The sequence below is a fragment of the Haloglomus litoreum genome (assembly GCF_029338515.1).
Taxonomy (GTDB): Archaea; Halobacteriota; Halobacteria; order Halobacteriales; family Haloarculaceae; genus Haloglomus; species Haloglomus litoreum.
The window spans coordinates 92,839-104,317 of the sequence record NZ_CP119988.1 but is presented as its reverse complement, the minus strand read 5'-3'; the positions used below and the strand labels follow the sequence as shown (position 1 = coordinate 104,317).

The 11,479-nt window shown below is 69.4% G+C and carries 9 protein-coding genes; 5 read left to right on the top strand and 4 right to left on the bottom strand.

Annotated elements, in window-relative coordinates; genetic code table 11:
• Positions 1 to 112: 112 nt before the first annotated feature.
• The 3 genes from P2T62_RS00465 (at position 113) to endA (ending at position 4,785) form a co-directional block, all read left to right on the top strand.
• The gene (locus P2T62_RS00465) at positions 113 to 1,720 is read left to right on the top strand and encodes a tryptophan--tRNA ligase (RefSeq protein WP_276259521.1); all 1,608 of its coding nucleotides are present in this window, start codon (positions 113 to 115) and stop codon (positions 1,718 to 1,720) included.
• 885 nt (positions 1,721 to 2,605) lie between these two features.
• Entirely contained in the window at positions 2,606 to 3,445 is an 840-nt protein-coding gene (locus P2T62_RS00460) for an endonuclease NucS (RefSeq protein WP_276259520.1), read from the top strand.
• 284 nt (positions 3,446 to 3,729) lie between these two features.
• Positions 3,730 to 4,785 carry a tRNA-intron lyase gene (endA, locus tag P2T62_RS00455; protein ID WP_276259519.1) on the top strand — a complete coding sequence of 352 codons (1,056 nt, stop codon included), beginning with the start codon at positions 3,730 to 3,732 and terminating at the stop codon, positions 4,783 to 4,785.
• A gap of 38 nt (positions 4,786 to 4,823) precedes the next feature.
• Here endA and radA read toward each other — a convergent pair whose 3' ends face one another.
• A complete protein-coding gene (gene radA / locus P2T62_RS00450; protein ID WP_276259518.1) occupies positions 4,824 to 5,858 on the bottom strand; it encodes a DNA repair and recombination protein RadA in 1,035 nt (344 codons plus the stop codon).
• Positions 5,859 to 6,089: 231 nt separating this feature from the next.
• Between radA and P2T62_RS00445 the strand changes: the two genes are divergently transcribed.
• Complete coding sequence (locus P2T62_RS00445; protein WP_276259517.1) at positions 6,090 to 6,545, top strand: MaoC family dehydratase; 456 nt, start codon at positions 6,090 to 6,092, stop codon at positions 6,543 to 6,545.
• A gap of 42 nt (positions 6,546 to 6,587) precedes the next feature.
• Here P2T62_RS00445 and ilvA read toward each other — a convergent pair whose 3' ends face one another.
• Together ilvA and P2T62_RS00435 are read right to left on the bottom strand one after the other, a co-directional pair.
• Positions 6,588 to 7,796, bottom strand: coding sequence for a threonine ammonia-lyase (gene ilvA / locus P2T62_RS00440; RefSeq protein ID WP_276259516.1), 1,209 nt, complete (start codon positions 7,794 to 7,796; stop codon positions 6,588 to 6,590).
• A 422-nt stretch (positions 7,797 to 8,218) separates the two neighbouring features.
• On the bottom strand, positions 8,219 to 8,647 hold the full coding sequence (locus P2T62_RS00435; protein ID WP_276259515.1) for a DUF2391 family protein: 429 nt from the start codon (positions 8,645 to 8,647) through the stop codon (positions 8,219 to 8,221).
• A gap of 108 nt (positions 8,648 to 8,755) precedes the next feature.
• Between P2T62_RS00435 and P2T62_RS00430 the strand changes: the two genes are divergently transcribed.
• Complete coding sequence (locus tag P2T62_RS00430; RefSeq protein ID WP_276259514.1) at positions 8,756 to 9,448, top strand: class I SAM-dependent methyltransferase; 693 nt, start codon at positions 8,756 to 8,758, stop codon at positions 9,446 to 9,448.
• 69 nt (positions 9,449 to 9,517) lie between these two features.
• Here P2T62_RS00430 and P2T62_RS00425 read toward each other — a convergent pair whose 3' ends face one another.
• Complete coding sequence (locus P2T62_RS00425) at positions 9,518 to 11,371, bottom strand: M61 metallopeptidase family protein (protein WP_276259513.1); 1,854 nt, start codon at positions 11,369 to 11,371, stop codon at positions 9,518 to 9,520.
• Between the last annotated feature and the right edge of the window lie 108 nt (positions 11,372 to 11,479).

The following is an 11,479-nucleotide window of genomic DNA, read 5'->3' as shown; positions in this document are numbered from 1 at the left end:
AGTGGTGTGTGGACATCCCACATCTTCGAGGACCCCGGCGCGGCCACGTGCCACCACGCACCACCCGAACGAACGCTTTTTGCGGCGACACGCCGACCGTCAGACCGAACGGATGACCGACGACGACACTCACGGGAGCGACGACACGCCTCCCTCCGACCGGCCGGCGACACCGCTGACGGACGGAGGGAGCGCAGCAGGGGCGGACGACGTCGCGCTGGACCCGTGGGGGTCCTCGACCGTCGGCGACTACCGGAAACTGTTCGAGGAGTTCGGCATCGAGGAGTTCGACGAGGTCCTCCCCGAGGTCCCCGAGCCCCACTACCTGATGCGCCGGGGCGTCATCTTCGGCCACCGCGACTACGGCCGCGTGGCCGAGGCGATGCGCAATGACACCACCGGGCCGGACGAGCCCGCCGACGCCGCCGTCCTGTCGGGGTTCATGCCCACCGGCGACCCCCACATCGGTCACAAGATGGTCTTCGACGAGATCATCTGGCACCAGGAGCGCGGCGCCGACGCGTTCGGCCTCATCGCCGACCTCGAGGCCCACGCCGCACGCGGGCTCTCGTGGGACGAAATCGACGAGCACACGCGCTCGTACCTGCTCTCGCTGCTCGCGCTCGGGTTCGACCCCGAGCAGGGCGAGCTCTACCGCCAGTCCACCAACCGCGAGGTGCAGGACCTCGCGTTCGAACTCGGGACGAAGGCGAACTTCTCCGAGCTGTCGGCGATCTACGACTTCGACGGCGAGACGGAGGTCTCCTACATGCAGAGCGTGGTCACGCAGATGGCCGACATCCTCTACCCGCAGCTGGAGAAACCGCGACCGACGGTCATCCCGGTCGGCCCGGACCAGGACCCGCACATGCGGCTTGCACGCGACCTCGCGGCGCGGATGCGGTTCTTCAAGGTGACCGAGGGGTACGCGAGTTTCGAGGTCGACGACGACGAGCGCGAGTTGCTCGCACGGGCGTACGAGGCGCTGGAGGCCGAGCGCGACGGGGACGACCCCGTCCGGTGTGAGGACGCGGCCGACTGGCTCCGCGAGCACGCCGACGCCTCCGAGGCTCGGGCGGGCGCCGTCGAGAGCCTCGACGCCGCCGGGAAGGAACCACTCCGCCCGCGCGTCCGCTTCCTCGACCGGAACGCGACCGACGAGGCGTTCGAGGCACTCATCGACGCCGTCGAGGGCGAGAAACGCGTCTTCGAGGGCCACGTCGACGCCTTCGACATGGACCGCGCGGCCGCCGAGGACCTCGCCCGCGAGGTCGAGGTCGAGCACGGCGGCTACGGCTTCCAGCCGCCCTCCTCGGTCTACCACCGCTTCATGACCGGGCTCACCGGCGGGAAGATGTCCTCGTCGGTGCCCGCGAGCCACATCTCGCTGCTCGACGACCCCGAGGAGGGGTACGACAAGGTCAAATCCGCCGCGACGGGCGGGCGCGAGACCGCCGAGGAGCAGCGCGAACTCGGCGGCGAGGCCGACGAGTGCCCGGTGTACGAACTCTATGCGTACCTGCTGGCCGGCGACGACGACGAGTTCGCGACCGAGGTGTACGAGGAGTGCGTCGGCGGCGAACGCCTCTGTGGCGACTGCAAGGAGCAGGCCGCGGTCCTGATGGAGGAGTTCCTCGAAGAGCACCAGGAGAAACGCGAGGAGGCGAAGGAGGTGCTGGACGGGCTGGACATCGAGCTGGAGAGTCCGCGGAAAGGATAATCAAGATATCCTGTCCCTAATCGATTTATCTGCTATTATCCCGGGGGATTCCCCAATCAATCAGATAATTCGGCATCCAATTGGAGATTCCGGCTCCTGCTGAAAGCCCCCGCCCGCTCGACTCGCGCGGCTCGCTGTCGCCCGAAAGGCGGCAGAGCCGCCTTTCGGGATGACGAGAGACGCCGCCGGCGTCTCTCGAACCACGCGCTTCCCTCGCTCCCTGCGGTCGCTCGGTGCAGTGCTTGCGTCGTCCTCAGAAATATTCGATTTCTGATGGGCTGCGGGAGAGCTTCGCTCTCCCGAACGCCGTGCTTCGTCGAGCGATTTCTCGGCTCCGCCGAGAAATGAATAGCTGGCCGGCTTCGCCGGCCAGCCGGCCGGCCCCTTTCAGTCCCACCCTGTTGCTGGTTGCACCGAGCGTCCGGGCGTGGTGGTTCCGGCGGAGTGCTAGCGCCCCCACCCCTCCCCGCGCCAGCGGCGGATGTGTTCCGGCACGCTCGCTAGCGCGAGCGGCCTCCACGGTGGGGCCGCTGGCGCGCTTCCTGTTCCCGGAACCAGCCGGGCAAGCAACCGTTCCTGGGCCGGGAGCGCGTGGTGAGGCGCTTGCCGCCGAACCCACGCAACCTGGGGAAGGGCAGGGGCACAGCGCCCGTGATACGGTCCACGTCCCTGGCGGACTCGAAGGGCGAGCGCTCTCGTCGTCGCCCCGACGAAGCAAGGACCGCAGGCCGAACACAGTGAGGCCGAGGACCGCAGCGAGTCGCGGCGGCACGAGAGCGCGAGGGCTTCGTCGGAGCCCTTGTCGTCGGGCGGGAGTACGAACGCACTTCCCAGACCCGGTGTCGTCGGCGCAAGTTGAAATAGGGGGACGCGGGCAACCACCCCATGCCCGACACCGAAGCGGTCAGGGTCATCGCGGGGGAGAGCACGACCACCTTCTTCACGAACAGCGGCGGTGATGGCGCGTGGCGGCCCGAGCGCAAGCAGCACGGCCGGCTCGTCACCGTCGTCAAACCCGACGGGACCACGCTCGTCCACGACGCGAGCGGCTACCAGCCCGTCGCGTGGCTCACACGGCCCGAACACGTGACCGTCGAGCGCGAGCGCCCCGCGAGCGCCGACGGCGACCGGACGGTCGTCACCGCGGTCGATGGGGACAGTCGCCTCCGGGTCCGGGTCGATGCTGCCGCACGCGAGACGCACCCGACCTCGGCGTCGGGCGAACCGGTCGGGACCTGCGACTGCGGCGGCACGCTCGTCCGGGACACCGGCGGGGTCGCGTGCGTGGCGTGCGAGGCACGCTACGGCCTGCCGGCGGGTGCGACCGTCACGGAGGAGTCGTGTCCGGACTGTGGCCTCCCTCGGTTCCGGGTCGAGCGCGGCCACGCGTTCACCGTCTGTCTGGACCGGACCTGCGAGTCGCTCGACCGGGCCGTCACTGCCGCGTTCGACGCCGAGTTCGACTGCCCGGACTGCGGCGAGCCGCTGCGCGTGCTCCGCCGGGGCGGGCTCATCCTGGGCTGTGACGCCTACCCCGACTGCACGTTCTCGGCCACCGTCCCCGACGGCGTGCTGGCCGGCGAGTGTGGCTGTGGCCTCCCGACGTACGAACCGCGGGCGGGTGACGGCGGGGAACGCTGTCTGGCCGCCGGCTGCGAGGAGGTGCCTGAACCGGGCGGGACAGGCACCCGTGAAGGAGACTCCGTTGAAATCCTCAACAGCTGACAGTATAGCCGTGCAAGATACAGAGGATGTAGTCAGCACCAGCGTCCGCGCGAGCGGAGCGAGCGCGGTTCCCGGACGGCGAGGCCGAAGGCCGAGCCGTCCGCCTTTTTCATCGACGTTTTTGCGCCGAGTGGTTCGCCGGAGGCGAACCCGAGGCGGAAAAAGGTCGCGCTCTGTATCCAGCACGGCCTCGACGAACGGTCACAGACTGAGGATTTCAACAGGGCCGTGACGGACGGTCCACACACCGTCATCGCTATGCGTGGCGAGGCGAACGGCCGGCCATGGAGGGACAGACACGCACGGACGATATCGTCCGGGTGCCGGCCAACGCCCGCGAGCGGTTCTACGACTCGCGCGGCTACGGCCGGCCAGCGGGCGCCGCGCTGGACCTCGCGCCGGTCGAGGCCGCGCACCTGCTCTATCGGGGCGACCTCGATTCGGTCGACGGCCGGGGGTTCCGCGAGTATCTGAGTGTCGGTGACGGCCTCGCGGTTCGCTTTCTCGTCTACAAGGACCTCCGCGACCGCGGGTTCTACTGCTCGCCCACGCGCGAGGGCTGGAGCGACGCCGTCGGCCCCGACGACGCGGCCGACTTCCTCGTCTACCCGCGCGGGAAGGGGCCCTGGGACGGCGTCGTCGAGCACCGGGTCCACGTCGTCGGCGAGCGGACGACCATCCCGGCGGACGGGCTCGACGGCGGTGTCCTCGCGGTCGTCGACGAGGAGTCCGAGATCACCTACCTCGACACGTCCCGGGCACCCGTCGAGGGGACCACCGACCACGCGCCGCCGACCGGCGTCGAGGCGACCCTGCTGGGCGACCGCGTCGTGGCCTGGGACCCACCGGAGGCACTGTACGAGCAGGGATTCTACGGCCAGCCGCTCGACCGCGACGACGACGCCGTCCAGCTCTCGCTCGTCGAGGCCGCGTACCTCGCGGGCGACGGCGTACTCGACATCGAGGCGGGCGACGAACCCGATGGCCGCGCGGCCGTCATCGCCCGGGGACGCGAGGCGGAGGGCGACCGATTCGACCGCCGACTGGCGGTCTACACGGCGCTCCGGGACCGCGGCGTCGTCCCGAAGACGGGCTTCAAGTTCGGCGCCGACTTCCGGACCTACGCCGCGGTCGAGAGCGTCGAGAACCTCGGGCACTCCGAACTCCTCGTCCGCGTGCTCCCGGGCGAGCACGCGTTCGCGCCGCGGGACCTCGCGCTCGACGTGCGACTCGCGCACGGCGTCCGCAAGGAGATGGTGTTCGCGCTGGTCGACGGCACGGCGGACGACGCAGGCGGGCCGAGTATCGAGTGGCTCCGGGTCCAGCGGCTCACACCCTGAGACGAGCAGCAGAACGGTTCCGAGGAGTTACGCGACCGTCACTCGGGCTTGAGGCCCTCGCCCTTGACGCGCATGACGGCCTCGCCGTCGGGGAGGTTGGGCGCGTCGACGAGCTTGACGATGCGCTTGTCCTGCTTGGACTTCTTCAGGTAGACCCGGAAGGTCGACTTGTGGCCGAGGATGTTGCCGCCGATGGGTTTCGTCGGGTCACCGAAGAAGGCGTCCGGGTTCGACTGGACCTGGTTCGTGACGATGACCGCCGTGTTGTAGAGGTTGCCGACGCGGTCGAGGTCGTGGAGGTGCTTGTTGAGCTTCTGCTGGCGGTTGGCCAGTTCACCGCGGCCGACGTACTCCGCGCGGAAGTGCGCCGTCAGCGAGTCCACACAGAGGAGCCGGACGGGGTACTCGTCGTCCTCGTACTCGTTGGCGATCTCCTGGGCCTTCTCGGCCAGCAGGATCTGGTGGTTGGAGTTGAACGCCTTCGCGACGTGGATCTTGTCGAGGACGTCCTCGACGAGTGCCTCGAGCGCATCCTCGTCGTTCGCGCCGCCCTCGATCTCGCGGGCCTCCATCGCCGCCTCGATGGCGTCCTCGGGCAGCCCGCGGACCATCTCGTCGATGCGCTCGGGCCGGAACGTGTCCTCGCTGTCGATGAAGATGGCCCGCCCCTCCAGCCCGCCGTACTCCTGGGGGAGCTGGACGTTGACCGCGAGCTGGTGGGTGACCTGGGACTTCCCGGCGCCGAACTCGCCGTACACCTCGGTGATGGACTGGGTCTCGACGCCGCCGCCCATCAGCTCGTCCACCTCGTCGATGAGGAACTGGAGCTTGCCGATCTCCTCGCGCCGGCTCAGCACGTCCGCCCCGGTCTCGAAGCCGCCGATGTCGGCGGCGTCACGGGCGGCGTTGATGATGTCGGAGGCGGAGGACTCGCCCACGTCGGCCTTGTTCGAGAGCTCGGCGGGGCTCGCGACGGCGATGCTCTGATACGAGTCGTAGCCGTTCTCCTTGAGCTTGTCCGCGGTCGCTGGTCCGACACCGGGCAGCTCCTCCAGGTCAGCAGTCGTCGACATACCCTGGCGTTGTGCCCCCCATCATATAAAGTCTCGTCAACAGGTAGGTGAAAGTGAAACTGCCGGACGGAACGGTGCCGGGACCGGACCCGACCCGAAGGTTCACCCGGGAAGCGCCGCCAGCGGCGGGAGGAACGCGCCGGTTTACAGAGAAGAACATCGCGGCGACATCCATCAAGACCGTTCACGGAAGCCCCAATATTCATTACCAGCCACAGTCAGCGGCGTGGTATGGCACAGCAAGACGTGCGCTACTTCGAGGACCTAGAGGTCGGCCACGAGACGGACTGCGGGAGCGTCGAGGTCACCGAGGAGGAGATGCTGGAGTTCGCCGAGCGCTACGACCCCCAGCCCATCCACATCGACGAGGAGGCCGCGAAGCGGTCGATGTTCGGCGACATCATCGCCAGCGGCTGGCTGACGTGTGCGCTCTCGGCACGCCTGCTCGTCAAGGGCTACATGAACGACAACGCCACCCTCGGCGGGAACGGGATGGACGAGGTCCGCTGGCACCAGCCCGTCTACGCCGGCGACACGCTCTCGGTCCACGTCGAACTCGTCGACAAGGAGGCCGGCGACAACCCGCAGTTCGGCCACACGACCGTCCTGGTCACGACGACGAACCAGCGCGACGAGGAGGTGCTGACGATGTACGGCCTGGGACTGGTGGAGAAGCGCGGGGAGTGAGCATTTCACCCCCAAATGTTCCACTAATTCATCAATCCACCACTAGACCAGGATATCCACCTCGTAGCCGTGTGCCTCCAGCGCGTCGACGAGTTCCACGACGTGCTCGTGGCCGCGGGTCTCGAGGTCCAGTTTCACGTCGGCGGCGTTCATCTCGATGTCCCGCGAGGTGCGGTCGTGCTGGATGGCGTAGATGTTCGCGCGGGCGTCCGCGATGACCTCGATGAGCTGCTCCAGTGCACCGGGGCGGTCCTTCAGCACGGTCCGGATGCGGAGGTACCGGCCCGATTCGACGAGGCCCCGCATGATGACCGTCGTGAGCACGTTCAGGTCGATGTTCCCGCCGCAGAGCGCGGTGACGACCGTCTCGCCCTCGTCGTAGTCGAACGCCCGCTCGACCAGCGCTGCCAGTGGGACCGCACCGGCGCCCTCGACGAGCGTCTTCGACCGTTCGAGCAGCGCCACCAGCGCGTTCGCGGTCTCGGCGTCCGAGACGGTCACGACCTCGTCGACGCGCTGGCGGATGATCGGCAGGGTCTTCTCCCCGGTCTTCCGGACCGCGATGCCGTCCGAGATGGTGTCGACGCGCTCGCGCTCGACCGGCGCGCCCTTCCGGAGCGACTCCGCCACCGCCGAGGCGCCCTCGGCCTGCACGCCGACGACGCGGGCGTCCGTCTCGGCCTTCAGCACCGTCGCGATACCGCTGATGAGCCCGCCGCCGCCGATGGGGACGACGACGGTATCGACATCGGGCAGCGCCTCGGCGATCTCCAGTCCGATGGTCCCCTGCCCGGCCATCACGTCGTAGTCGTCGAAGGCGTGGATGTAGGTGCGACCCTCGGCTTCCTCGAGTTCGTGGGCGCGCTCGGCGGCCGCGTCGTAGTCGGCCCCCGCCAGCACCACCTCCGCGCCGTACGAGCGGGTCGCCTTGATCTTCGAGATAGGCGCCTGCTCGGGCATCACCACCTTCGCGTCGACGCCCTCGGTCGTCGCGGCGAGCGCCACCCCCTGTGCGTGGTTCCCGGCGCTCGCGGTCACGACGCCGGCCTCGCGGTCGGCCTCGGAGAGCAACCGGATCTTGTTGAGCGCACCTCGTATCTTGAACGCACCCGTCCGCTGGAAGTTCTCCAGTTTGAGATGGACCTCTGCGCCGGTCCGCTGGGAGAAGGTGTGCGAGTGGTCGAGCGGCGTCCGCCGGACCACGTCCTCGATGCGGTCACGGGCCGCTCGCACGTCCTCGATGTCGAGCATACGCGGCGCTACCGGGTCGCGGATGTTGTAGCTTCGCCCGACGCCGCAGCGCCGTCGCTGGCGAGCGGTGAGTGCCTCGGGGAAGCGGAGCGGGGACCGCCCCGACCACCCCGGGAGCAAGGGAGCGTGTGTGCACTCGGAGGGATGCCGCGACGGTGCATAAACGCCCGCCTGCCGCAGTGAAAGTGAAAACCGCACGAGGGAAGCGCGTCTGACGGGACGAGTGTCAGACATCGCAGGCGAGACAGTCGGGAACGGCGTGCCATGGGAACGGCAACAGTCACCTGCATACGGCCGAGCGTAGAGAGGCCGTTTCCACCGACACGAGGGCGCGAAGCGCCCGAGTGTCGGTTTTTTGGTGCAGATTTTTTGGCCGAGCGGTTCCGCGCCTCCGGCGCGGAACCCGAGGCGAAAAAGGTGCGTTAGAAGACGGAGTCGGCTGTCGCCGCCCCGACCACGCTGAAGATGGCGCCGATGCTGACGGCGTAGGCGGTGACCTGCGGCCACTCGCTGGTCGGGACCCCCAGTCCTGTGAGGAACGTCTCGGGGGCGCCGAACGCCAGCGCCAGGACCAGCACGGAGCCGAAGGAGATGGCCATCAGCGAGACGAAGCGCAACGGAACGCCACCGACCTCCCGCTCGCGGTCGGGGTCGCGGTCCTCGGCCTTGTAGAGGGCGCCGTACCCGATGGCGAAGACGATGCCGACGGTCACGAGCGCCTGGAAGATGCTCATGCTGGCGGCCAGCTCCCACACCTCCGCGGTGACGACGAACGGACCCGCGAGCAGGAATCCACCGACCAGCTGCTGGGCGATGTCCGCGGTCTTGAACCGTCGCGAGGGGCCGACCATGCCACGGTGCTGAACGCCGGGCGATAAAACGCTCCCGGACGGAGGAGCACCACGCGACGCGCGCCGACGGACCACGCCCGTTTTCACCCCGCGACGCCCGGAGCCGGTATGAGCGTTCGCGAGGAGTTCGACGCCTGGGCGGCCGATGGACGCGACCGCGGCATGGAGGAGCGCCACTGGCACACCGCGAAGCACGTCCTCGCGCGGATGCCGGTCGAACCGGGCGACGCCGTCCTCGACCTCGGCTGTGGCTCCGGCTACGCCGCCCGCGCGCTCGTCGAGACCCGGGACGCCGGCCGCGCGTACGGCCTCGACGGCGCCCCGGAGATGGTCCGCAACGCCCGGTCGTACACCGACGCCTCGCTCCGCGACCGTGTCGCGTTCGTCCGCGGGGACTTCGAGCACCTGCCCTTCGAGGACGACACGCTCGACCACTGCTTCTCCATGGAGGCGTTCTACTACGCCCGCGACCCCCACGCGGCACTCCGGGAACTCCGGCGCGTCCTCCGTCCCGGCGGGACCTTCCACTGTGCGGTGAACTACTACGAGGAGAGCGAGCACACGCACCACTGGCAGGACGGGATATCCATCGACATGACCCGCTGGTCCCGGGACCGGTACCGCGAGGCGTTCCGCGACGCCGGGTTCCACGTCGCCACGCAGGACAACATCCCGGACCGGGAGACCGACATCCCCCCCGCGAGCGAGTTCCCGACGGAGGACTGGGAGACGCGAGCGGCGATGGTCGAGCGCTACCGCGAGTTCGGCACGCTCCTGACCGTCGGGGTCGCGCCAGCGTAGCGGGGCGGCCAGACGGGGACGCCGGGGGCGCCCCACCCGCGGCGGGGCCCGTCGGGCCGGCGGGTGCGTTCAGCCACGGAGATCCCGACCGCAGGTGTCGCAGTACTCGTCCTCCGGGTCGCCGACAGAATCGCACACCGGACAGCGTGGCGCCATGTCGTGTCCACAGTTCGGACACAGGTCCGCGTCCGTCACCGTCCGACAGATCGGACAGGTTTCGCTGCCGGCGGTCGGCGGCTCGCTCGTGGGCTCACCGTCGGTGGGCGCTGGCCCGAGTTCGTGTCCACACGTGGGGCAGAACTGATCCGTCGTCTCCGTGTCGCAGACCGGGCACGTCCGTTCCGTCCCCGGTGCCGGCGGTTCACTCGTGGGCTCACCCTCGAACTCGTGCCCACACGTGGGACAGAACTGGTCCGTCGTCTCCGTGTCACAGACCGGACAGTGGCGAACGGGTTCGGGCTCCGGCTCCGGCTCGGGTTCAGGCTCTGGCTCCGGCTCCGGCTCGGGTTCAGGCTCTGGCTCCGGCTCCGGCTCGGGTTCAGGCTCTGGCTCCGGCTCCGGCTCGGGTTCAGGCTCTGGCTCCGGCTCCGGCTCGGGTTCAGGCTCTGGCTCCGGCTCCGGCTCGGGTTCAGGCTCTGGCTCCGGCTCCGGCTCCGGCTCGGGTTCAGGCTCTGGCTCCGGCTCCGGCTCCGGCTCGGGTTCAGGTTCGGGCTCCGGCTCCGGCTCGGGTTCAGGTTCGGGCTCCGGCTCCGGCGCCGGATGCCCGGTCTCGATTGCGAACGCATCCCGGTCCTCCGGCACGGACGGTGCCCGGGCGGCACGGACGTACCGGTCGAACCAGTCGTGCATGTCCGTCCCGGTGACGGCCTCGGCGGCCTCGCGTATCGCCCGATTTGACACGTCCGGCGGGTCGTCCGGGTCGCCGTCGGCGTTGAGCCGTGCGACGACATCCAGCAGGGTGGCTTCGCCACCGGTCACCTCCCTGATCTCGCAGTCGAGGGCGGCACACGTCCGCCGGCCCTGTCTGTACGCGGTGGAGCTCGACGACCAGGTTCCGGGGTCGGCCAGCACGGCTCCGGAGTCGGCGCGCCGGCTCAGGAACCCGTGGAAGTTGACGAAGTCGACATCCCCCCGGTCGAGGGCGGCGAGCGACGCGAAGTAGTCCGCCGTTCCCTCCTTGAACCAGTAGGTCGCGTCGGTCTTCCGGAACAGCTGGCGGGTGTGGACGTACTCGTGGACCCACGTCTCGTTCGTCTCGTCGGTGACCGCGTCGTCGCGGACCCAGAAGCCGTTGTCGCCGCGCTGGCGGCCCTTCGAGCCCCACCTGTACCCGCCGGTCGGGGCCGCGATGGCCAGGACGGAGTCGTTCAGGGCGCCGATGCCCAGCGACTCGGAGGCCCGGGTGAGCGCCGACAGGATGCTGTCCGGGTCGTCCCGGAGCGTCGCATCGTGCGGGACGACGAGCCGGAACTCCTCGCCGGTCCCGGGCGCGGTCTCGACGTACTGCTCGTGTGGACCGAGGTACGCGACCGCCCCGTCGGTGCTGATCGCCCCCTCGCCGGGGACGCGGTACCGTTCGACGAGTTCGGGCGCCGGGCCGGTCGAGCGGTAGCTCCACTGCCAGCTGAGGTTCGGGAGCCGCGTGACCGCCCACTCCCCGGTGTCGACGTAGCCCGGCGTGCCGGCGCCATCGCCGACACCAAAGTCGATCCGTATCGACCCGCGGGACCCACCACCCCGGGTCCACTTGCAGGTCCGCCCGTCGACATCGAACCCCTGTGTCCGGATGCCGTCCCACCCGTCGATGATGGTGAAGGCGAACCAGTTGAGGTGGTCGGGGAACTCGAAGTCGTACGTGATGTTGATCGTCCCCGGGTCGTCGGTGACGAGTTCCAGCGCCACCGTGCAGCGGATGTCGGACACGCGACCGCGGATAGGCAACTGCGTGGATTAAGTGTTCGTGTGGTGGCGAGTGTCGGCGCCGGGTCACTGCCCGCGAGTGGAGTCGCGGGGGAGCGGCCGCTCGACCCG